Below are 20666 nucleotides of genomic sequence, written 5' to 3'. Positions count from 1 at the left end.
CTACCGATAGGCAACGGCCTTGGCGGCCGCGACCACCTCGGCCACGTTGGGCAATGCGAGCTTTTCGAGATTGGCGGCATAGGGCATCGGCACGTCCTTGCCGGACACCCGCGCCACCGGCGCGTCGAGATAGTCGAAGGCGTGCTCCATGATGCGGGCGGCGATCTCGGCGCCGACGCCGCTCTGCTGCCACCCTTCCTCCACCGTCACCGCGCGGCCGGTCTTCTTCACGGAAGCAATGATGGTCTCGGTATCCATCGGGCGCAGCGTGCGCAGATCGATCACCTCGGCCTCGATGCCTTCCTTGGCGAGTTCGTCGGCGGCCTTCAGCGCGTAGGTCATGCCGTTCGACCACGAGATCAGCGTCACGTCCTTGCCTGACCGCACGATCCGCGCCTTGCCGATCGGGATCACGTAATCGTCGAGCTTCGGCACCTCGCCGGTGTGGCCGTACAAAACCTCGTTTTCGAGGAAGATGACCGGGTTGGGATCGCGGATCGCGGCCTTCAACAGTCCCTTGTAATCGGCGGCCGAGAACGGCGCGATCACCTTGAGGCCGGGAATCTGCGAGTACCAGGCCGAATAATCCTGGCTGTGCTGCGCGGCGACACGGGCGGCAGCGCCGTTTGGGCCGCGGAATACGATCGAGCAGCCCATCTGGCCACCCGACATGTACAGCGTCTTGGCCGCCGAGTTGATGATCTGGTCGATCGCCTGCATGGCGAAGTTGAACGTCATGAATTCGACGATCGGCTTCAGTCCCGACATCGCCGCACCAACGCCGACGCCGGCAAAGCCGTGCTCGGTGATCGGGGTATCGATCACGCGCCGTGCGCCGAACTCCTGCAGCAGGCCCTGCGTGACCTTGTAGGCGCCCTGATACTCCGCAACCTCTTCACCCATGACGAAGACGTCGCCGTCGCGCCGCATCTCCTCGGCCATCGCGTCGCGCAGCGCTTCGCGGATGGTCTGAGTGATCATCTCGGTGCCGGCTGGGACTTCCGGATCGGGCTCGGCGACGGCTGTGGCCGGTGCAGACGGTGGGGCCGAGATCATCGGCTTGCCCTCGCCGACCGGCGAGCGCGATTCTTCGACTTCTTTTTGAACATTGGGTGCTGGCGCCAGCGCTGCAGCCACCTTGCCCAGATCGGCGGCGCTCTCGCCGTCGGCCAGAATGGTCGCGATCGGCGTGTTGACCGCGACGTCGGCGGTGCCTTCGGGGATCAAGATCTTGCCGAGCGTGCCCTCGTCAGTCGCCTCCACTTCCATCGTCGCCTTGTCGGTTTCGATCTCGGCGATGACGTCGCCCGACTTGATCGTCTCGCCTTCCTTCTTCAACCACTTGGCAAGGTTGCCCTTCTCCATCGTGGGCGAAAGCGCAGGCATCAGCACTTGAATGGGCATATCGGCTCCCGGGAGTCACTCTTTAGATCGTTTGAGCATGATCTTTTCGGAAAACCGGTTTCCACTCCGGATCATGCTCTAGTTTTGTTCTGCGCGTGTCTTGAAATTTAGCGGTAGATGTCGGTCCAAAGCTCCGACGGATCGGGCTCGGGATCGCGCTGGGCGAAATCCGCCGACGCGTTGACGATCTCGCGCACCTCGGCGTCGATAGCCTTCAATTCCTGCTCGGTGACCTTGGCGGCCAAGAGGCGATTGCGCACCTGCTCGATCGGATCCTGATCAGTGCGGATCTTCTCGACCTCTTCGCGGGTCCGGTACTTCGCCGGGTCCGACATCGAGTGGCCGCGGTAGCGGTAGGTCTGCATTTCCAGGATGAACGGGCCCTTGCCCGCGCGGCACCAGGCGACCGCCTCGTCGCCAGCCGCCTTGACGGCGCGGACATCCATGCCGTCGATCTGCTGGCCCGGAATGTTGAAGGAGGCGCCGCGCTTGGAAAAATCGGTCAGGGCCGAGGAGCGCGTCACCGAGGTGCCCATGGCGTAGCGGTTGTTCTCGATCACATAGATCACCGGGAGCTTCCACAGCTCCGCCATGTTGAAGCTCTCGTAGACCTGGCCCTGGTTGGATGCGCCGTCGCCGAAATAGGCAACGCTGACGAAATCATTGCCGCGGTAGCGGTTGGCAAAGGCCAGACCCGTCCCAAGCGAAACCTGGGCGCCGACGATGCCGTGGCCGCCGTAGAAATTCTTTTCCATGCTGAACATGTGCATGGAGCCGCCCTTGCCCTTGGAATAGCCGCCCCGGCGTCCGGTGAGTTCGGCCATAACGCCGTTGGCTTCCATCCCGCAGGCCAGCATATGGCCGTGGTCGCGGTATCCGGTTATGACCTGATCGCCCTGCTTCAGGGCCATCTGCATGCCGACCACGACAGCTTCCTGGCCGATATAGAGATGGCAGAAACCGCCGATCGCACCCATGCCGTAGAGCTGGCCGGCCTTTTCCTCGAAGCGCCGGATCAGCAGCATGTCGCGGAGCGCGGCCAGCTCCTGCGCCTTGGTGAATTCCGGTGGGGACCCGTTTGCCTTCTCCTGCCCTGTTTCCTTCGCGACGACGCTTTTCTTGGGTGCAGCCATGGCAATTCCGGGTGAGAGAGACCGATAAACCCTCTCTAACCCAACTCAAACCGGCGTGAAAGGATTGCGTGCGCTGGCGAAAATATTGCTATGCCGCAGTGCAGCGCAGCGAGACATATTCGAAATCGATTTCGCGATTTTTTGAAATATGCGGACCGACGTACGGGGATCGTGCCGATGTTCGTGACACCGGTTTGAAATCAATTCGGCTTGATAGTCCGGACCAGATCGCGCGGATTGGCGTAGTCGAGCTGGAAGCGCGCGCGCTCGTCCAGCATATCAGGATCGACCCGGTCGGACCGCAACAGCGAAACCCGCTGCTCGCCTTGCGCCCGCTCGCGCTTCAGCCGCGCCAGTTCCGAGGTGAGCGCGATGATCTCCTGATCGAGTTCCTGGCGCGCATTCAGCCCGTATTTGCCGGTATAGGCGTTGACGCCGAAATAGCCGACCATCAGCGCCGCCATCGTGTAGAGGGCGAGGCCTGTCAGGATAGATTTTAGGCGGGTGCGGGAGACCATGGCCCAAGATGCGACGGCCGGGTTAATGGAATCCTAAAGACGGCGAGTGTGGGCACGAATGCCGCCCCGTCATTGCGAGCGCAGCGAAGCAATCCATAGCACAGCATAACGGAGAGATGGATTGCTTCGCTTCGCTCGCAATGACGGTGAGAGCGCGCGGTTACTTGTTCTGCTTCTCGATGAACGCGGCAAAGGCGTCGATATACTGCTGCAGCACCTTTTGCACCGCTTCCTTGGTGAGCTGGCCCTTGTCGTCGAAAGCGTCGCCGACGCCGTTGAGGTAGATTTCGGGCTGGCCGAGGATCGGGCCGGCGATGCCGGGCAGGATGTTCTGCAGATGCTTGGCCGCGCTGACGCCGCCGAGTGCGCCCGGGGAATTGCTGACGATTCCGACCGGCTTGCCGAGGAACGAGCTCTTGCCATAGGGGCGCGAGCCGACGTCGATGGCGTTCTTCAATACGCCGGGGATCGAGCGGTTGTATTCCGGCGTCACGAACAGCACGCCGTTCGACTTCTGCAGCTTTTCGCGGAACGCCAGCCAGTCGGCCGGGGGCGCGGCTTCCAGATCCTGGTTGAAGAAGGAAATGCTTTCGAGCGTCGTCACGTCGAGCTTCAGCGACGCCGGCGCCAGTTTTGCGAGCGCATTGGCGATCTTGAGCGAAAAGCTCTCTTTGCGAAGCGAGCCTACGATCGTGACGATGGTGTGGGTGGCCATTGGATGTCCCTTGTGAAGCAAAAGCGCCTGCCTCTCCCTTACGCCAGATCGGCGAAAAGATGCAAGTGCATCAACTTATCTTTATGACTGGCTCGGGAGAATTCCTTGCTCCCGGTTTGCACGCCTTCCAAAAAACAGGCCGCCTGAAGGGCGGCCTGTTCACGCAGAAAAACACGGGCTCATCAGCCCTTGTTCGGATTGATCAGGAATTTCTCACCGGTGGAGCGCTTGTTGTAGATCGCAATGTTCGACAGCTGCAGCGTTTCCTGCAGCGACACCACCTGCGTGTAGTGGCTCGCAAAGGTGGTCTTGAGCTCGGACGCCACGCGCTGGCGCAGCCGGCCGATCTCGGCGGGACCGATCTTCTGCAGGAACGGCGTCAGCAGCCAGCCGCCGACCCCCCAGGTCAGGCCGAACGCCCGGCTCAGTTCGGTCGGACGGTTGTCGAGGCTGCCGTAGATATAGACCTGCTTGTACACGTTGGAGCCGTAGCGGCTGTATTCCTTGGCGGTCTTGTTGGCGGCGATCTCCATGCAAGTGAGGATTTGTCCCGCGAGCTTGCCACCGCCGATGGCGTCGAACGCGATCGTGGCGCCGGTTTCCACCAGCGCGTTGGTGAGATCGTCCATAAAAGTATCTGCGGTGGAATCGACGACATATTTGGCGCCGATGTTGTGCAGGATATCCGCCTGCTCCTTGCTGCGCACGATGTTGACGAGGCCGATGCCGTCCTTGATGCAGATCTTGTTGAGCATCTGGCCGAGGTTGGAGGCGGCTGCGGTGTGCACCAGCGCCTTGTGATTTTCGCGCCGCATGGTCTCGGTCATGCCGAGCGCGGTCAGCGGGTTGACGAACCACGACGCGCCGTCGGCAGGCGTGGTGCCGGCGGGAAGCTCCATCACGTCCCTCACCTTCATGGTGCGGTACTGCGTGTACATCGCGCCGCCGATCATCGAGACGTTCTTGCCCATCAGCGCCTTGGCGGCATCCGAGGATCCGGTCCTGATCACGACGCCCGCCCCTTCATTGCCCACCGGGAGCGACTGGTCGAGCCGCGCCGCCATCATCCGCAGGGCTGCTTCCGGCATCTTCGCCGTGACCACCGGAGTGTCCTGGCTGCCGGAAACCTTGGCGGTCGACATGTCGGCCGGGCCGATCAGGAGCCCGAGATCGGATGGGTTGATCGGCGTCGCCTCGACCCGAACCACGACTTCGTCGTCGGCCGGTTCAGGCGTCGGGACATCCACCAGCGACAGTTCGAGTTCGCCGCTCTTCTTGAGCAGCGAACGCAGTTGCAGCCCGCTTCTGCCGTCACTCATCGCAATCCTCCCCTTTTTGTGTCTGTTGTATCTGGATGCGCTGGGGCGTCACGCCAGTGCCTTGAACACGCCTTTGCCCGCATATTTCGCCTGCGCGCCGAGCTGCTGCTCGATGCGCAGGAGCTGGTTGTACTTGGCGGTGCGGTCGGAGCGCGCCAAGGAGCCGGTTTTGATCTGGCCGCAATTGGTGGCGACCGCCAAATCGGCGATGGTGGAGTCTTCGGTCTCACCCGAACGATGCGACATCACAGAGGTGTAGCCGGCCTTGTGGGCCATCTCCACCGAAGCAAGCGTCTCGGTCAGCGTGCCGATCTGGTTGACCTTGATCAGGATCGAGTTGGCGCGGCCGTTCTTGATGCCGTCGGCAAGGCGGGTGACGTTGGTGACGAACAGATCGTCGCCGACCAGCTGGCACTTCTTGCCGATCAAATCCGTCAACTCCTTCCAGCCGTCCATGTCGTCCTCGGACATGCCGTCCTCGATCGAGACGATCGGATAGCGCGAAACGAGATCAGCGAGATACTTCGCCTGCTCGGAGCGCGAGCGGGTCTTGTTCTCGCCGCCATAGACGTAAGCGCCGTCCTTGAAGAACTCGGTCGCCGCGCAATCGAGGCCGAGCATCACATCACTGCCTGCCTTGTAGCCGGCCTTGCCGATCGCGCTCACCACGAAATCGAGCGCAGCATCCGCCGACGGCAGGTTCGGCGCAAAGCCGCCCTCGTCGCCGACATTGGTGTTGTGGCCGGCCTTCTTCAGCTCGCCCCTCAGCGTGTGGAAGATTTCCGAGCCGCAGCGCAGCGCTTCGGCGAAGCTCGCAGCACCCACCGGCAGGATCATGAATTCCTGGAAGTCGATCGGGTTGTCGGCATGCGCGCCGCCATTGATGATGTTCATCATCGGCACCGGCAGCGTCCGCCCCGAGGTGCCGCCGACATAGCGATAAAGCGGCATGTCGAAGGATTCGGCCGCCGCCTTGGCGCAGGCGAGCGAGACGCCGAGGATGGCGTTGGCGCCGAGCCGGCTCTTGTTCGGCGTGCCATCGAGATCGATCATGATCTGGTCGATCTGGACCTGCTCCTCGACGGCCTGATCGCTCAGTGCCTCGAAGATTTCGCCGTTGACCGCCTCGACCGCCTTCTGCACGCCCTTGCCGAGATAGCGCTTCTTGTCGCCGTCCCGCAATTCGACCGCCTCATGCGCGCCAGTGGAGGCGCCCGATGGCACCGCCGCGCGGCCGATCGAGCCGTCTTCCAGCACCACATCGACTTCAACGGTGGGATTGCCACGGCTATCGAGAATTTCACGGCCAATGATGTCGACGATGGCGGTCATGTCTGCACTTTCCTGGGAATGGTGGGTCAGGTTTCGGGGGCGTCTTACACGGCGCGCAAGCAAATGTGAACGCTTGAGGGGCGGCCTTTTCCGGACGGTAGGACTGGGTCAGGCTAGATTGCTTCAAGGTCGATGTCAGCGTCCAAACCTTCACATTGATAAGACGGGGTAACGCAATGAATCGCCGCCAGTTTCTTGGAACCGCCGCCGCCGGGATCCTCGCCGCGCCCGCCCTCCTTCGCCACGCCGACGCCCAGGAAGGCCCGTTCCGCATCAAATATTATCCGGTCACCCCGGGCATGGGCTCGCGCGACACCACCCCCGCTCCCGATGGCACGATCTGGTTCTGCGGCCAGCGCAACGGCACGCTGGGGCGTCTCGATCCCCGCGACGGCTCCTACAAGCTGGTCGATCTCGGCAAGGGCGCCGCGCCCCATGGCGTCATCATCGGCCCTGATGGCGCGCCCTGGGTGACCGAGGGCGGACAGAACGCGATTGCGCGCGTCGATCCCGGTGATCACAAGGTGACGCTGTTCCGCCTGCCCGAAAAGGAAGCCTACGCCAACCTCAACACCGCGGTGTTCGACAGAGGCGGCATCTACTGGTTCACCGGACAATCCGGCATCTATGGCCGGCTCGACCCGAAATCGGGCGACATGACCGTATTCAAGTCGCCGCGCGGCCGCGGCACCTACGGCATGACGGTCACGCCGAAGGGCGATATCTGGTACGCCTCGCTCGCCGGAAACCACATCGCCAAGATCGATCCGGCGACCGGCAATGCGACCGTGGTCGAGCCTCCGACGCCCAATCAAGGCGCGCGCCGGGTGTGGTCGGATTCGAAGGGCCGGATCTGGGTCAGCGAATGGAACAGCGGCAACGTGTCGGTTCACGATCCCGCCGACGGCTCCTGGAAAGCCTGGAAGCTGCCCGGCAGCAATCCGCGCACCTATGCCGTCTATGTCGACGACAAGGACAAGGTCTGGGTCACCGATTTCGGCGCCAACGCGATTGTGCGCTTCGATCCCGTGACCGAAAAGTTCAACGCGTTCCCGAGTGACAAAGCAGGCGCGAATGTGCGCCAGCTCGACGGCCGGCCCGGCGAAGCCTGGGGCGGCGAATCCGGCAATGATCGCCTGGTCGTGATACAGACGGTCGCACCTGCGTGAGATCGTTGGCGGTCCTGCTGCTGTTGCCGATTCTCCTGCCCCTTTCCGCCAATGCGGAGGAAAACGGCGCGCGGGCGTTTACGCCCTGCCGCGCCTGCCACAGCCTTGATTCCTCCGAGCGCGGCCTGCCCGGCCCCAACCTTTCCGGGCTTATCGGCCGCACCGTGGCCGGCGCCACCGAATTCGATTATTCGCCGGTGCTGCGCAAGGCGCGCGACGAAGGCTTGCGCTGGGACGCAAAACGCCTCGAAACCTTCCTCGCCGATCCCGCCGGCATGTTTCCGGGGTTGTGGATGTCGATGCGCGGGATCGAGGACGCCGCCGAACGGCAGGCGCTGGTGCGGTATCTCGCGGACCCCTCAGCCCGCTAACAGTTGACGGCCACGCCTGTTGCGTCCATGTCAGCCCTCGCAACAGGACGATCATGATGGCCAAGAAATCATTGCAGAAAGCATTGCAGCTCGGCCGCGCCGTGGAATGGCCGGACAGCCCGGAAAAGGCGCAGCTCGACCGCGTCCCCAATCCGCAGGCGGATACCAATTATCTGGTGCGTTTCACCGCGCCGGAATTCACTTCCATTTGCCCCGTCACCGGCCAGCCGGACTTCGCGCATCTGATGATCGACTATGTGCCGGGCCAGTGGCTCCTGGAATCCAAATCGCTGAAACTCTATGTCGCAAGCTTCCGCAATCACGGGGCCTTTCACGAGGATTGCACGGTCATGATCGGCAAGCGGATCACAGCCGAGATCAAGCCAAAATGGCTTCGCATCGGCGGCTACTGGTATCCGCGCGGCGGCATTCCGATCGACGTGTTCTGGCAGACCGGCAAACTGCCCAAGGACATGTGGGTGCCCGATCAGGGCGTGGCGCCCTATCGCGGACGGGGGTGAACCATCGAATGTCCCGGCCCTGCCCGGCAGTACTTCGCAAAAGTGCCACCAGCAGATCAGAGGTCAGGATCGAACCAGAAGTCATCAGGCAAATCCGTTAGATCATCAGTGACGCTGGCTGCGCCCGTGAAATCCTCGTCTCGAAAGTAGAGGCTGCGGGTAATCAGGACAGGAGCACCGGCGGAGGTCGCTGCAACCAGACCGTTGCGAGAGTCCTCGATGGCCAGGCAAGACGCGGCAGGCAGAGCGACGGCGTCAAGAGCCGCGTGATAGGCGTCCGGTTCCGGCTTTTTGTTAGGCACGTCGTCCCCGGAAACGATCACGTCGAAATTCCGATTCCAATCTGGTCCCAGATTTCGGCTCAATAATGCGCCAATATTGTCCCGCGACGTGGTCGTAACGATCGCCAGCCGCAATCGCCCGTCGCGGGCTCGATGGATCAGGTCGGCTACTCCCGGTCGCAGTACGCAGGCGCCGCTATCAACCAGTTCCGCATATCTGCGCGTCTTGAAGCGGTGCAGCTCGTTGATGTGGCTATCTGACAGATCGAAGCGATCCTCGGGCAGCGACTCCCAAAAGTGCCGAATCCGCTCTCTTCCACCTGCGATCCGCAGTAGCCTGCCGTAAGTTGCGACATCCCAATTCCACGGCAGATCGAAATAGCTGAAAGCTTCATTGAATGCGCGTCGATGAAATTCCTCGGTCTCCGCCATGGTTCCGTCGACGTCGAACATGATTGCCCTGAACCGATTCAAATTGGCCTCGATCCCATGCTGTGCCGATCCCCGTTCGAAGATCACGAAGCGAAAGTGACCCACGCGGCCTGGAATTGCGACTTTGAAATTCTGATGGGCAGCAAAATTTTTGCTTATGGTTGTTCAGAGCCCGATGCCGGAACGCGCGAGGTTGGCACGCTTTCGACAGCTCGCGGCGGACGTCTCAATGCCCGCTCAGCACCAGCGTCTTGATCGGCAGCAGCAGCGCCTGAATCCGCAACAGCATCGCGTGCACAAGTCCGGTCGCATCGACGACATGCAACGCAAAGCTCTTGAACGAACTGAGTTTGCCTGACGAGATCAGTTCGTGATTGCTGGTGTAGGCGTTGGCGATACAACTGCTGCCGGGCGTCACACCCTCGAGGCCACCCTTGAACATCGGCTCCATGAAAACGAGGATAGAGCCGGGTCGAATGGTATTTTGTACCTCGAGCAGTTGCTCGCCGCCCCTGAACTGACCCGCCGCGATGTAATCCTGCACGTCGGTGACCACCATCGGAATGATTGTCCACGGCTTGGAAATGCAGGTAGCCTCAGCCACCATTCCGACTTTCATGACCTGTGCTTCGATCTGGCCGAATCCCGCCGAAAGTGCGCGTCGCCCGGCGCCTTCGGGGATCAGGACGCCCGCGGACCGTATCATGGGATTGACGACGTCACCCGGCCGCAGAAGGAATTGCTCGACACGGCCATTCACGCCGGCGCGAATGAAGGTCTTGTCGAGATCGACCTGCGCTTCGGCGAGCGCGGCTTCCGCACTTGCCTTCTCTGCCGGGAGAAGCGCGCTGACGCGCGTCGTCGCGGATTGTTTGGATGCGGTCGCAGCGTCGAGGGTGCCTTGGCGACCTGCGACGGCCACTTCAAGCTTTTCGATATCTCGCTGCGGCACGATACCTGGATTGCGCTTCTGCAGTTCGCGCTTGACGTCGAGTTCGTCGTTAGCCTGCTGCAGCGAGCTCTTGGCTTCCTGGAGCTGGCCTTCCGCCTTCAGGATGTCGGCCTGCGCCGCCAGCATTGATGCATCGACTTCGGCAATCTTGCGTTTGGCCGTCTCTAGCGACGCCTGCTGCTTGGAATTGTCCAGCCTGAAGATCACGTCGCCCTTTTTCACCGGCGCACTGTAATCGACATGAACTTCCGCAACCCGGCCGACGATCTCGGGGATGATCGGCACGGTACGATAGTACAACGTCGCTGACGTGGTCGACGGATGAAAGTAGAAGATCATCGTGATCAGCGAGACTGTGAGCATCAGGCAGGTGATGATGCCATATCGCAGTTCGAACCACACCGAATAGAGCGTGATTTCGTGGCCGATGCGCTTGCCCTGCCGATAACGGCGATAGAGATAATCCGGCAAGATCGTCAGCAGCGAGCAGAGGAGCAGCTCAAGCATGGCTGTGCACCTCGCTCTTGGCGCCACCGGCCTTCTCGATGCGGGCCTTGGCCTCGGCGGTTGCGGCAGCGTGCACAGCGTCTCCAGCTGGTGCCTCGGTTGGGTCCGGTTCAGGTGGAACACCAGCCATCTTCTCGACCGATCCGGCAATCCTGCGCAGCGGCGTGCTGAAGTCCGGCAGGTCGATCATGGCGAGGAACAGGCCGATCACCCAGAACAGGTGGTTGTGCGTGAACAGCGACAGCAGGCCCAGCATGGCCACGATTTCAAACTGGAACTTCTGCGACTTGTGGGCCATCCGCTCCGGCAGCGAGTGCAGGTGCAGATAGAAATTACCGACCGCGAGAACGGCGACGAGCAGGAAAATGCCGACGACGACCATCAGAACGTCGGTGTCGCCTGGCGCTGTGATGAAGGCCGGCAAATGATGCGGTGCGGCGGGGTGAAGCGAATCGCTCAAAAAGCTTCTCCATTCGAATGCCCGCGCGTATTGCACAGACCGCTTACATCACTAGACAAAATGAACTTGACCCCCGTCACAGGGGCGAACGGTTGATTTAGATCAAACCTATTATCCAGCAGCGCCAATAGTCGAAGCGGCTCATCCTTGCACAATACTGGAACTTGGCAAGCGCTAAGCCGAAGTTGCTCGGATTAACGCAAACGGCGTTGCGAAAGCGCGCATTTCCGGCACGCGTGAGCAGGTCGACCTTGGCGTCGGCGAGGATCAGGCGCCGCGCCAGCAGCGCGGAAAGATTCCGCGCGATCTTCATGGATATCTGCGGGTGCGGCCGGCGATGATCGGCAAAGCCGTCCAGCGGCAGTTCGACGCACGTCGCCGGCGCGTCCGCCAGACGTCGGCGCTGCGATGCTTCTTACGGTGCGGACTTACGTCGCCACCGCATCCGCCGGGCGCGTCTGTCGCAAGAGCCGCGCGCAGACAAAGCCGAGCGCGATCATGATGGCCGCCGCCGTGAGCAAGGTCGGAACCTTGCCGGCATGCTGGATGCCGAAACCGTAGGCGATCGGGCCGATGGTCTGGCCCATGAAGAAAAAGAACGCGTGCAGCGACAGCGCGGTCGCGCGCGCTTCCGCCGACAATTCGCTGGCGAATACCTGCAGGCTGCCGTGGATCATGTAGAACCCCCAGCCCATGAAGATCAGGCTGAGCGTTTGCAGCCTCCATTCCGGCCCCATCGCCACCGCGATGAGCTGCACGCCGACCAGCGCCGCGCCGCCGATCATCATCCCATTGACGCCGATCCTCGGCAGAAACCGCGACACCGTCATGGTGTAGAACAGTCCGCCGACCGCGAAGCCCGCGATGACAATGCCGGCGATCGACAACGAGGTTTCGCCGAGTTCGAACAGGAAGGCGGCGATGAACGGAAACAGTCCGAGCACGCAGCAGCCTTCGATGAACACGGCTCCGTAGCAGATGCGCGCATTCGGATTGGTGAAAATCGTGCGATAGCCTTGCTTGAGCACCGACAGGCTCGTTCGCGGTGGACGCGTCAACGCGGCGCCACGAAAACCGGCCGCCACCGCGATCGAAGCCAACACGACGAGAACACCGAGCACGGCGAGCACGCCGCGCCAGCCGAGATAGTCTCCAATCAGGCCGGACGCGGAGGCCCCCAGCAGATTGCCGGTCATCGCACCCGCCAGCGTGCGTCCGATCGCGACCTGGCGTTTTTCCGGGCCGACGAGATCGCTGGTCAGGCTGAGCGAGACCGGGAATACGCCGCCGGAGCCGATGCCGGCGAGAATGCGGCTTGCGAACAGTAGCGGGAACGAAGTCGCCATCGCGCCGAGAATGTTGGCGAGCCCGAGCAGCACCAGGCAAACGATCATCAGCCGCGCCTTGCCGAACATGTCGGCCATGGCGCCCAGCACCGGCTGGATGATGGCAAAGGTGAAGGCGAAGGCGGCGGCAAAACTCGCGGCGGTCGCGATGCTGACCGAAAAATCCTCGGCCACATGCGGCAACACCGGATCGAGCGCGCGGGCGGACAGGGCTGCCGAAAAGGTCGCAAGCGCAATGATATTGAGCGCCGGCGGCATGCCGCTGGTCGCGGTCACAGCGAAGCGTTCTTGGCCAGCGCGTCGAAGTCCATCAGCCTCTTCAGCAACGCTTCGAATTCGCGCAGCGGCACCATGTTGGGCCCGTCCGACGGCGCGCGATCGGGATCGGGATGGGTCTCGATGAACACACCGGCGACGCCGACGGCCACCGCCGCGCGCGCCAGCACGGGCACGAATTCGCGCTCGCCACCCGACGACGTCCCCTTCCCGCCCGGCTGCTGCACCGAATGGGTGGCGTCGAAAATGACGGGCGCGCCTGTGCGTGCCATGATCGGCAGCGCGCGCATGTCCGAGACCAGCGTGTTGTAGCCGAACGACGCTCCGCGCTCGGTGACCAGCACATTCGGATTACCGCCGCTGGTGATCTTGGCGACGACATTGGCCATGTCCCACGGCGCGAGGAACTGGCCCTTCTTGACGTTGACGGCTTTGCCGGTCGCGGCGGCCGCCAGCAGGAGATCGGTTTGCCGGCACAGATATGCCGGGATCTGCAGCACGTCGACCGCTTGCGCAACTTCGGCGCATTGCGGAGGTTCATGCACGTCAGTGAGGACAGATAATCCCAGCGACGAGCGAATCTCTGCAAAAATCGGTAGCGCCTGCGCCAGGCCAATGCCGCGCGGAGTCGATCCGCTGCTGCGGTTAGCTTTGTCGAACGAGGTCTTGTAGACGAGGCCGATCTTGAGCCGACCGGCGATCTCCTTCAGCGCGCTCGCCACCTCGAGCGCGTGCGCGCGGCTCTCGAGCTGACATGGTCCGGCAATGATCGAAATCGGCAGGTCGTTGCCGAATTTGACCGATCCAACGGTGACAACCGGAGCTGCGTCGAGTTTCGCGTTCAAGGGATTTTCCTTCGTATCTGCCGCGGACCATGCCGGTCCGCGAAGTCAGGATCAACCCCGTTTAACCCCTAAAATATCAGGGTTGCGCCGGCGGTTATTTTACCGCGGAGAAGGCCGTCGGCACCAGCAACTGGCTGACGATGTTGTCGATGATCTGGCCATCCTCCTCGCTCTTGGCGCGGCCGGCGATCCAATCGGGATCGGACTGGAATGCGGTCCATTTCTTCTCGCGATCGGCGAGCGAGTCCCAGGCGACGAAATAGGTCAGCTCCTGATTGGAGGTGCCGATCAGCGTGGTGTAGAAGCCGGCCTGCTTGATGCCGTGCTTGTCCCACAGTTTCAGCGTCAGCGTATCGAACCGCTTCATCAGCGCCGGCAGGCGGCCCGGCAGACAGCGATAAACGCGCATTTCCATGATCATTGGCTTCACTCCTTCAATTATTGTTCTTGCGGTTCGCGGGAGGAGTTTGTCGCAACAATTGACGCGTTCGTCAAAGGCATCTGCGTAGGGTGGGCAAAGCGCAGCGTGCCCACCATCTCCCTCAGAGTTGTTGCGCGAATGTGGGCACGCTTCGCTTTGCCCACCCCTACGATTCCGTAGCAGGTCTACACCAGCCGACTCTGCACCACTGCCGCCTGTATGAACGACGCAAACAACGGATGCGGTTCGAACGGCCGTGACTTCAGCTCGGGGTGGAACTGCACGCCGATGAACCAGGGATGGTCCTCGTATTCGACGATCTCCGGCAGCACGCCGTCGGGCGACAGGCCCGAGAAGCGCAGACCGTGCTGTTCGAGCCGGTCCTTGTAGGCCGTATTGACCTCGTAGCGATGGCGGTGGCGCTCGGAAATCTCGGTCGCGCCGCCATAGACTGCCGACACCCGGCTGCCGCGCTTCAGCGTCGCGGGATAGGCGCCGAGCCGCATGGTGCCGCCGAGGTCGCCGGACTTCGACCGCTTCTCCAGCTCATTGCCGCGCAGCCATTCCGTCATCAGGCCGACCAGCGGCTCCTTGGTCGGGCCGAACTCGGTGGAGTTCGCTTCCTCGATGCCGACGAGATTGCGCGCGGCCTCGATCACCGCCATCTGCATGCCGAAACAGATGCCGAAATACGGCACGTCGCGGACGCGCGCGAACTGCGCCGCGCGGATCTTGCCTTCCGCGCCACGCTGGCCGAAACCGCCGGGCACCAGAATGCCGTTGACGTGTTCGAGGAACGGTGCCGGGTCCTCGTTCTCGAACACCTCGCTCTCGATCCAGTCGAGATTGACCTTCACCTTGTTGGCGATGCCGCCATGCGACAGCGCCTCGATCAGCGATTTATAGGCGTCCTTCATGCCGGTGTATTTGCCGACGATGGCAATGGTCACCGCGCCTTCGGGGTTGCGCACACGCTCGTTGATGACGTTCCAGCTCTGCAGCGCCGGCGGAATCTTTGGCGCGATGCCGAAGGCGGCCAGCACCTCGTCGTCGAGGCCGGCGGCGTGATAGGCCTCCGGGACCGCGTAGATGTTATCGACGTCCCTCGCCTCGATCACGGCGCTTTCGCGTACGTTGCAGAACAGGCCGAGCTTGCGCCGCTCTTCCTTGGGGATTTCGCGGTCGGTACGGCACAGCAGGATATCCGGCTGGATGCCGATCGAACGCAGTTCCTTCACCGAATGCTGGGTCGGCTTGGTCTTGAGTTCGCCCGCGCTCGGAATGAACGGCAGCAGCGTCAAATGAATGTAGACCGCATGATCGCGCGGCAACTCGTTCTTGAGCTGACGAATCGCCTCGAAGAACGGCAGGCCTTCGATGTCGCCGACGGTCCCGCCGATCTCGACCAGCACGAAATCATATTCGTCATTGCCGGAGAGGACGAATTCCTTGATCGCGTTGGTGACGTGCGGAACGACCTGGATGGTCGCGCCGAGATAATCGCCGCGGCGTTCCTTGGTGATGATGTCCTGATAGATGCGCCCGGTGGTGATGTTGTCAGCCTTGCTGGCCGGCCGCCCGGTGAAGCGCTCATAATGGCCGAGATCGAGATCGGTCTCGGCGCCGTCGTCGGTCACGAACACTTCGCCGTGCTGATACGGCGACATCGTTCCGGGATCGAGGTTGAGGTAGGGGTCGAGTTTGCGGAGACGGACCTTGTACCCGCGAGCCTGCAGCAGGGCACCGAGTGCCGCCGAAGCCAGACCCTTTCCGAGCGAAGAAACCACGCCGCCGGTGATGAATATGTACCGCGCCATGGGACTCAACCTTTAAGGCCACTGGCCCGATTCGCCAAAACGAATCGCATGCACGGGCGAACATTCTGCCGGGCTGTGGGTGACGTGAATTTTAAAGCGATATCAGAGCATTGATGGGAAGTTCTGATGCAGGACGGTAGAGGCCGTCCTGCATAGCCACCCTGCTTTATTGCGAACGCGGGGCCTGCGGGCCGGACGGCGGCTGCTGTTCGTCCACCTTCTTCAGCGTGTCCAGCACGCCGCCGGAGGTCGGCGGGGCGACCGGCGTTGGGCCGCCGGGCTGCGATTGCGTCGCCGGGGTGCCGAGAATCGAGGCCGGCTTTTTGTCGGCGCCTGCCATCCAGGCCAGCGTCATGCTGGTCACGAAGAAAAATGCCGCGAGGATCGCCGTCGTCCGCGTCAGCAGATTGGCGGTGCCGCGGCTCGACATGAAGCCGGCGCCGCCGCCCATGCCGAGGCCGCCGCCTTCGGATTTCTGCAGCAGCACGGCGCCGATCAGCACCGAGACGATCATGAGGTGAACGACGATAATGACGGTCTGCATCTTAAAAACCTTCCGTCACAAGCCAAGAGCGCCGGGCTTCGGCTGCACCAAGGGCTTGCGGGTTTTCCTGAAGTTGCGCGGTGTTACACGATCGGACAGGGCATTGTCACCCCCAACCGCCGCCGTTGAGATAATTGCCGCAGGGGGCACGGCAAGGCCGTCCCCAGCTTTCGCCGACTTTCGAATTCGGACTTGAGGTCGCACCAATTTCTCTTATAGTAGACGAATGGATACTATAGTAGACGATCACAGCGCCCGGCTCGCCCATCGCCTGCGGCTCGAGCGCGACAGCCGTGGCTGGTCGCTGGCTGACCTCGCCGAACGTTCCGGGGTTTCCAAGGCCACCATCAGCAAGATCGAGCGCGCCGAGGTCAGCCCGACCGCGGTGGTGCTGGTTCGGCTCGCCAGCGCCTTCGACCTCACCCTCGCCGGCCTGATGCTGCGCGCCGAAGGCCAGGGCGAGCGTCTGTCGCGAGCTGCCGACCAGCCGGTGTGGCGTGATCCCGAAACCGGCTATCTGCGCACCCAGGTGTTCAACCGGCCCGACCATCCCATCGAGATCATCAAGGTCGAGATGCCGGCGAAGCAGCGCGTGACGCTGCCCGCTTCGTCCTACGCCCACATCCGCCAGATCCTCTGGGTGTTGTCGGGCGCGCTCGTCCTCATCGATGGCGGCGAACGCCACGAACTCGCGGCCGGCGACTGCCTCGGATTCGGTCCGCCGGCGGAAGTGACGTTTGCCAACGAGAGCGCCGCGCCCTGCACCTACGTCGTTGCCCTTGCCCGGAGCTAGCTGGTGATGGCGGAGATCGACATCAGGCGTTCTCCGACTGAGCCGACAAGCTCCGCTCCCGCCGGCCACAATGGCGGTCCGCCGCTCGACGAGCACCGGCCCGAATGGGGCGACGGAGGAATCGGAAATTACTTTTACTGGAAGGCGGCGCATCACGCCGCCTGGCATAACCCCTCGCCCGGCATCGTCGCGTTCCGCATCAGGAAAGCCGAACGGCTGGGACTTACCTATGAAGAGTACACGCTGGAAATTCTCGAACGCGGCCGTCACCTGCAGATCGAGGATGTCGAACGGATAGCAGAGATCAAGCAGCGGCGCGCCGCCCGTGCGGGCACCGATCGGAACAACACGGCAAGCCGTTTCATTCGCCCGGAGCCATCATTCATGCCGGATATCCAGATCAGAGCATTGCAGTCCTCGCCCGATACCTGCGCAATGCTCAGTGAAATGTTGGTCGAAGCCGTCGCAAATGGCGGATCGGTCAGCTTCATGCACCCGCTTCCATTGCAGGAAGCCAAAGCATTTTGGCGCGACTCGCTTGGCTCGGCCGACCGCGGCGAGCGGATCGTTCTGGGCGCATTTGATGGCGCAGAGCTGATCGGGACCGTAACGCTCCTGCTCAAGCTCTCGCAGAACCAACCGCATCGCGCCGAGATCGCTAAAATGCTGACACGCGTCAGTCATCGTCACCGCGGCGTGGCCACGGCGCTGTTACGCGAAGCCGAACGAACGGCGATCGAGCACGGGCGCTGGCTATTGGTGCTCGACACCGCCGAAGACGAGGGCGCAGCCGGACTCTACGAGCGGGTGGGATTTAAGCTCGCCGGACTGATCCCGGATTACGCCTTCAAGCCTTACGGTGGGCTCACAGGGACGCTGATCTACTGGAAGCGGTTGCAGGAACGCGCGCCCGCTTGAACTAGCACGCCTCCGCAATCGCCAGAAAATCGACCGCTTTCAGGCTGGCGCCACCGACCAGCGCGCCGTTGACATCGGCGACCGCCATCAATTCCGCCGCGTTGGAGGGCTTGACCGAGCCGCCGTAGAGAATCCGGATCTTGCTACCCTCAGCCTTGAATCGGCTGGTGAGAACACCGCGGATAAAGCGATGAACTTGCTCGACATCCTTTGGCGTCGGCGTCAGCCCGGTACCGATCGCCCAGACCGGCTCATAGGCCACCACCAGATTGGCCGCCGTCGTGCCGTCCGGCAATGAACCCGCGAGCTGCCCGCCGCAGATATCCAGCGTCTGGCCGGCATCGCGCTGCTTCTGGGTCTCACCGATGCACACGATTGCCACGAGCCCTGCCCGCCAGGCCGCTTCCGCCTTCTGGCGGACCAGCGCGTCGGTCTCGCCATGGTCGGCACGCCGCTCCGAATGCCCGACGATGATGGCGCTGGCGCCAGCATCCGCCAGTATTTCCGCCGAGAGATCGCCAGTATGGGCGCCCGAGGCCTTTGCGTGGCAATCTTGAGCCCCCACTGCGAGTTTTGAACCGAGCGCCTTGTCGGCGAAACCGGCGATCAGGGTGGCCGGTGGACAGACCAGCAGATCGGCCTTGCCGGCCAACGCCCCCGCCCCCGCAATCATGGCCTCGAATTCACCCAAAGCGGACTTCAGGCCGTTCATTTTCCAGTTGCCGGCGATCAGCGGCCGGATGGCGTCGGTCATGTCAATTATCCCGCAAATGTCAGCGTTATAGATGCGCTAGCAGAGCCACGCCGCCAGTTCCAGATACCGGTCAGGCGATCCCCCAGCCGTTAGCCGCTTCAAATGGCCCACACGGGCGAGGTTGCGAGGGGACGCGGCCACTTTATGATGCGTTTTCAACTCGGTGACGCCTTGTTGCGGATTCGATCCCGGATCGAATTCCCTAGGCACGACCCGGTTCCCTCTCCTGCAAAAACAAGTTGGACCCAGTGTCAGCGATTGTAAGGGTCGCAACGGCATAAGTCGAAAGTGCGGGACAATCAGCCCTTTGAAGCGCAACGGTTATTTTGAGCGCTTCCCGCACCGACGAACTAACAGTGTGAGCACGCAGGCTGGATCATATCGCGCGAGTAAGGCCGCGGCGAAATACAGATCGACGATGGCCGCCGGATCTTCTCCTTCCTTCCGAACGAAGCATGGCGGGCGCCTGGTTGGGGGTCAGCCCCTCAGCGCTCACGGAAGGCGCGATTCATCTGATCGGTGAATGGCTTCGCCAGATAGGACGCTACCGTTCTTTCCTGGGTTGAAACAAACACTTCTGCCGGCATGCCGGGGACCAACCGCATGCCATTGAGTTTCGCAATTGCTTCCTCGGAGGGAAGCAGATTGACGTATGCAACGTAGTGTTCCTGGCCGTTCGCAGGATCGCGCGCCGAGGCGGGAGAAACCATGACGACGGTCCCCCTCATCTCCGGCGTCGTATTGCGGTTAAACGCGGTGAGGCGAATTCGGGCCGGCTGCCCTTCCCTTACCTGATCGATGTCGGCAGGTGAGATCCTGATCTCAAATTTCAGTTCAGCATTCTGGGGAACGATAGTTGCGATCTTCGCCGCGGGCGTAATGACGCCGCCGACGGTGTGAACAAAAAGCTCATTGACGTAACCCGAAACCGGGGCTCGGATTTCGGTGCGCGACAGGCGATCCTCGATCGCCAACCTTCGTTCGCTGAGTTCACCAATACGAGCGTCCACAGTCCGAAGTTCGCGCTGGGCCTCCGTGCTGGCATTTTGGTCTATCGCGATGATTTGAACTCTGATTTCACTGGCACGGACTTTGGCGCGGGCAATGCCGGCGGAAATCTCACCGTGCTCTCCGAGTATCCGCGCCCAATCACGGTGTGCCGAATAGACTCGGGTATACTCGACGATTTTCTTCTCGTAGAGCGAGTCCAGCTTCTCGCGCTCCGCACCTACCAGTTTGATCTCGTGCTCTTTGGCAGCGAGTCGTGCCTGCATTCCCTTGATCTCCTCCAAGGTCTGGCTAATGCTGAGCTCCAGTTGCTCCTTCTGGCTGTCTCTTCCCAACTTGTTACCGGCAAACAGGCGCGTCTCTCCGTGGATCACGGTGTCCGCGGCGTTTGACACGCGTCCGAGGTCGGCTGGAAACTCAATCAAGGAGAGATTGTCACGCTCTGCGATCAGGCGCGCCTGGCGACCCAAGGCTTCACCCAACTGGGACCTGACGATAAGGTGTTCTGCCTTGATTTGAACGTCGTCCAGCGTCGCCAGGACCTGCCCTTCCCGGACGAGATCGCCTTGGCGAACCGAAAGCGTTTTCACAATACCACCGTCCCGATGTTGGACCTCCTTCAGGTTCTGGTCCACCTTTACGGTACCGGCAGCCACGACGGCGCCTTCCAACCTCGCAATTGCCGCCCATCCGCCACATCCGATCACCAACAGGACTACAAGCGCCAGACCACTGAGTATCCTTGGCCAAAGCCGGAAGGACCGTTCGGTGGCGGGAGCGACGCTCGATGACGACGCAACGGCAAACGCTTTCCGATCGTAATGCTTCAT

General features: G+C 62.1%; 22 protein-coding genes. 5 read left to right on the top strand and 17 right to left on the bottom strand.

What is annotated here, in order from left to right; translation table 11 throughout:
- The 6 genes from KIP88_RS35700 to eno all read right to left on the bottom strand — a co-directional run bounded on the left by KIP88_RS35700 (nt 1) and on the right by eno (nt 6421).
- A complete protein-coding gene (locus KIP88_RS35700) occupies nt 1-1404 on the bottom strand; it encodes a pyruvate dehydrogenase complex E1 component subunit beta (RefSeq protein ID WP_214492868.1) in 1404 nt (467 codons plus the stop codon).
- 107 nt (nt 1405-1511) lie between these two features.
- Nucleotides 1512-2537 carry a pyruvate dehydrogenase (acetyl-transferring) E1 component subunit alpha gene (pdhA, locus tag KIP88_RS35695; RefSeq protein ID WP_214492867.1) on the bottom strand — a complete coding sequence of 342 codons (1026 nt, stop codon included), beginning with the start codon at nt 2535-2537 and terminating at the stop codon, nt 1512-1514.
- Nucleotides 2538-2737: 200 nt separating this feature from the next.
- On the bottom strand, nt 2738-3055 hold the full coding sequence (locus tag KIP88_RS35690) for a septum formation initiator family protein (RefSeq protein WP_108516042.1): 318 nt from the start codon (nt 3053-3055) through the stop codon (nt 2738-2740).
- 160 nt (nt 3056-3215) lie between these two features.
- Nucleotides 3216-3770, bottom strand: a complete 555-nt coding sequence (locus KIP88_RS35685; RefSeq protein WP_214492866.1) for an NADPH-dependent FMN reductase — start codon at nt 3768-3770, stop codon at nt 3216-3218.
- Nucleotides 3771-3952: 182 nt separating this feature from the next.
- Nucleotides 3953-5089 (bottom strand): zinc-binding dehydrogenase, encoded by a 1137-nt coding sequence (locus tag KIP88_RS35680; protein WP_214492865.1) that lies wholly within the window; start codon nt 5087-5089, stop codon nt 3953-3955.
- A gap of 48 nt (nt 5090-5137) precedes the next feature.
- Complete coding sequence (eno, locus tag KIP88_RS35675; protein WP_214492864.1) at nt 5138-6421, bottom strand: phosphopyruvate hydratase; 1284 nt, start codon at nt 6419-6421, stop codon at nt 5138-5140.
- Nucleotides 6422-6597: 176 nt separating this feature from the next.
- On the opposite strand from eno, the gene KIP88_RS35670 reads away from it, so the two are divergent.
- The 3 genes from KIP88_RS35670 to queF are packed head-to-tail and all read left to right on the top strand — an operon-like array spanning nt 6598 to nt 8482.
- Complete coding sequence (locus tag KIP88_RS35670) at nt 6598-7590, top strand: lyase (protein ID WP_214492863.1); 993 nt, start codon at nt 6598-6600, stop codon at nt 7588-7590.
- A gap of 5 nt (nt 7591-7595) precedes the next feature.
- Nucleotides 7596-7961, top strand: coding sequence for a cytochrome c family protein (locus KIP88_RS35665; RefSeq protein ID WP_214492862.1), 366 nt, complete (start codon nt 7596-7598; stop codon nt 7959-7961).
- 56 nt (nt 7962-8017) lie between these two features.
- Nucleotides 8018-8482, top strand: coding sequence for a preQ(1) synthase (gene queF / locus KIP88_RS35660; protein ID WP_214492861.1), 465 nt, complete (start codon nt 8018-8020; stop codon nt 8480-8482).
- A gap of 56 nt (nt 8483-8538) precedes the next feature.
- On the opposite strand, the gene KIP88_RS35655 is transcribed toward queF, so the two are convergent.
- The 9 genes from KIP88_RS35655 to secG form a co-directional block, all read right to left on the bottom strand.
- A complete protein-coding gene (locus KIP88_RS35655) occupies nt 8539-9216 on the bottom strand; it encodes an HAD-IA family hydrolase (RefSeq protein ID WP_249791266.1) in 678 nt (225 codons plus the stop codon).
- Between the two features lie 205 nt (nt 9217-9421).
- Nucleotides 9422-10654, bottom strand: a complete 1233-nt coding sequence (locus KIP88_RS35650) for an HlyD family secretion protein (RefSeq protein WP_214492860.1) — start codon at nt 10652-10654, stop codon at nt 9422-9424.
- Nucleotides 10647-11114: a hypothetical protein gene (locus KIP88_RS35645; protein WP_214492859.1), complete on the bottom strand. Its 468-nt coding sequence runs from the start codon at nt 11112-11114 to the stop codon at nt 10647-10649. Before KIP88_RS35645 ends, KIP88_RS35650 begins: the two co-directional genes overlap by 8 nt.
- Before the next feature lie 97 nt (nt 11115-11211).
- Nucleotides 11212-11427: a hypothetical protein gene (locus KIP88_RS35640; RefSeq protein WP_214492858.1), complete on the bottom strand. Its 216-nt coding sequence runs from the start codon at nt 11425-11427 to the stop codon at nt 11212-11214.
- A gap of 115 nt (nt 11428-11542) precedes the next feature.
- Nucleotides 11543-12718, bottom strand: a complete 1176-nt coding sequence (locus KIP88_RS35635; RefSeq protein ID WP_214492885.1) for an MFS transporter — start codon at nt 12716-12718, stop codon at nt 11543-11545.
- Between the two features lie 14 nt (nt 12719-12732).
- Complete coding sequence (gene kdsA, locus KIP88_RS35630; protein WP_214492857.1) at nt 12733-13581, bottom strand: 3-deoxy-8-phosphooctulonate synthase; 849 nt, start codon at nt 13579-13581, stop codon at nt 12733-12735.
- A 94-nt stretch (nt 13582-13675) separates the two neighbouring features.
- Entirely contained in the window at nt 13676-14002 is a 327-nt protein-coding gene (locus tag KIP88_RS35625; protein WP_057834587.1) for an NIPSNAP family protein, read from the bottom strand.
- Between the two features lie 185 nt (nt 14003-14187).
- A complete protein-coding gene (locus tag KIP88_RS35620; protein ID WP_214492856.1) occupies nt 14188-15819 on the bottom strand; it encodes a CTP synthase in 1632 nt (543 codons plus the stop codon).
- A 166-nt stretch (nt 15820-15985) separates the two neighbouring features.
- Nucleotides 15986-16363 carry a preprotein translocase subunit SecG gene (secG, locus tag KIP88_RS35615; RefSeq protein ID WP_214492855.1) on the bottom strand — a complete coding sequence of 126 codons (378 nt, stop codon included), beginning with the start codon at nt 16361-16363 and terminating at the stop codon, nt 15986-15988.
- A 226-nt stretch (nt 16364-16589) separates the two neighbouring features.
- Between secG and KIP88_RS35610 the strand changes: the two genes are divergently transcribed.
- Nucleotides 16590-17156 (top strand): XRE family transcriptional regulator, encoded by a 567-nt coding sequence (locus KIP88_RS35610; RefSeq protein ID WP_214492854.1) that lies wholly within the window; start codon nt 16590-16592, stop codon nt 17154-17156.
- A gap of 384 nt (nt 17157-17540) precedes the next feature.
- Entirely contained in the window at nt 17541-18074 is a 534-nt protein-coding gene (locus KIP88_RS35605) for an N-acetyltransferase (RefSeq protein ID WP_214492884.1), read from the top strand.
- Nucleotide 18075: 1 nt separating this feature from the next.
- Here the strand turns inward: KIP88_RS35605 and tpiA are convergent, their stop codons facing one another.
- Together tpiA and KIP88_RS35595 are read right to left on the bottom strand one after the other, a co-directional pair.
- Nucleotides 18076-18828 carry a triose-phosphate isomerase gene (gene tpiA, locus KIP88_RS35600; RefSeq protein ID WP_214492853.1) on the bottom strand — a complete coding sequence of 251 codons (753 nt, stop codon included), beginning with the start codon at nt 18826-18828 and terminating at the stop codon, nt 18076-18078.
- 485 nt (nt 18829-19313) lie between these two features.
- Entirely contained in the window at nt 19314-20666 is a 1353-nt protein-coding gene (locus tag KIP88_RS35595; protein WP_214492852.1) for an HlyD family type I secretion periplasmic adaptor subunit, read from the bottom strand.

The sequence above is a fragment of the Bradyrhizobium sp. SRL28 genome (assembly GCF_018596315.1).
Taxonomy (GTDB): Bacteria; Pseudomonadota; Alphaproteobacteria; order Rhizobiales; family Xanthobacteraceae; genus Bradyrhizobium.
This window is presented reverse-complemented; position numbering and strand designations above follow the sequence as displayed.

What these genes read in the sequence shown, in the direction of transcription:
- KIP88_RS35700 (WP_214492868.1), bottom strand. Translation starts at nt 1,404, where the DNA reads ATGCCCATTCAAGTGCTGATGCCTGCGCTTTCGCCCACGATGGAGAAG.
- pdhA (WP_214492867.1), bottom strand. Translation starts at nt 2,537, where the DNA reads ATGGCTGCACCCAAGAAAAGCGTCGTCGCGAAGGAAACAGGGCAGGAG.
- KIP88_RS35690 (WP_108516042.1), bottom strand. Translation starts at nt 3,055, where the DNA reads ATGGTCTCCCGCACCCGCCTAAAATCTATCCTGACAGGCCTCGCCCTC.
- KIP88_RS35685 (WP_214492866.1), bottom strand. Translation starts at nt 3,770, where the DNA reads ATGGCCACCCACACCATCGTCACGATCGTAGGCTCGCTTCGCAAAGAG.
- KIP88_RS35680 (WP_214492865.1), bottom strand. Translation starts at nt 5,089, where the DNA reads ATGAGTGACGGCAGAAGCGGGCTGCAACTGCGTTCGCTGCTCAAGAAG.
- eno (WP_214492864.1), bottom strand. Translation starts at nt 6,421, where the DNA reads ATGACCGCCATCGTCGACATCATTGGCCGTGAAATTCTCGATAGCCGT.
- KIP88_RS35670 (WP_214492863.1), top strand. Translation starts at nt 6,598, where the DNA reads ATGAATCGCCGCCAGTTTCTTGGAACCGCCGCCGCCGGGATCCTCGCC.
- queF (WP_214492861.1), top strand. Translation starts at nt 8,018, where the DNA reads ATGGCCAAGAAATCATTGCAGAAAGCATTGCAGCTCGGCCGCGCCGTG.
- KIP88_RS35655 (WP_249791266.1), bottom strand. Translation starts at nt 9,216, where the DNA reads ATGTTCGACGTCGACGGAACCATGGCGGAGACCGAGGAATTTCATCGA.
- KIP88_RS35650 (WP_214492860.1), bottom strand. Translation starts at nt 10,654, where the DNA reads ATGCTTGAGCTGCTCCTCTGCTCGCTGCTGACGATCTTGCCGGATTAT.
- KIP88_RS35640 (WP_214492858.1), bottom strand. Translation starts at nt 11,427, where the DNA reads ATGAAGATCGCGCGGAATCTTTCCGCGCTGCTGGCGCGGCGCCTGATC.
- KIP88_RS35635 (WP_214492885.1), bottom strand. Translation starts at nt 12,718, where the DNA reads ATGCCGCCGGCGCTCAATATCATTGCGCTTGCGACCTTTTCGGCAGCC.
- KIP88_RS35625 (WP_057834587.1), bottom strand. Translation starts at nt 14,002, where the DNA reads ATGATCATGGAAATGCGCGTTTATCGCTGTCTGCCGGGCCGCCTGCCG.
- KIP88_RS35620 (WP_214492856.1), bottom strand. Translation starts at nt 15,819, where the DNA reads ATGGCGCGGTACATATTCATCACCGGCGGCGTGGTTTCTTCGCTCGGA.
- secG (WP_214492855.1), bottom strand. Translation starts at nt 16,363, where the DNA reads ATGCAGACCGTCATTATCGTCGTTCACCTCATGATCGTCTCGGTGCTG.
- KIP88_RS35610 (WP_214492854.1), top strand. Translation starts at nt 16,590, where the DNA reads ATGGATACTATAGTAGACGATCACAGCGCCCGGCTCGCCCATCGCCTG.
- KIP88_RS35605 (WP_214492884.1), top strand. Translation starts at nt 17,541, where the DNA reads ATGCCGGATATCCAGATCAGAGCATTGCAGTCCTCGCCCGATACCTGC.
- tpiA (WP_214492853.1), bottom strand. Translation starts at nt 18,828, where the DNA reads ATGACCGACGCCATCCGGCCGCTGATCGCCGGCAACTGGAAAATGAAC.
- KIP88_RS35595 (WP_214492852.1), bottom strand. Translation starts at nt 20,666, where the DNA reads ATGAAGCATTACGATCGGAAAGCGTTTGCCGTTGCGTCGTCATCGAGC.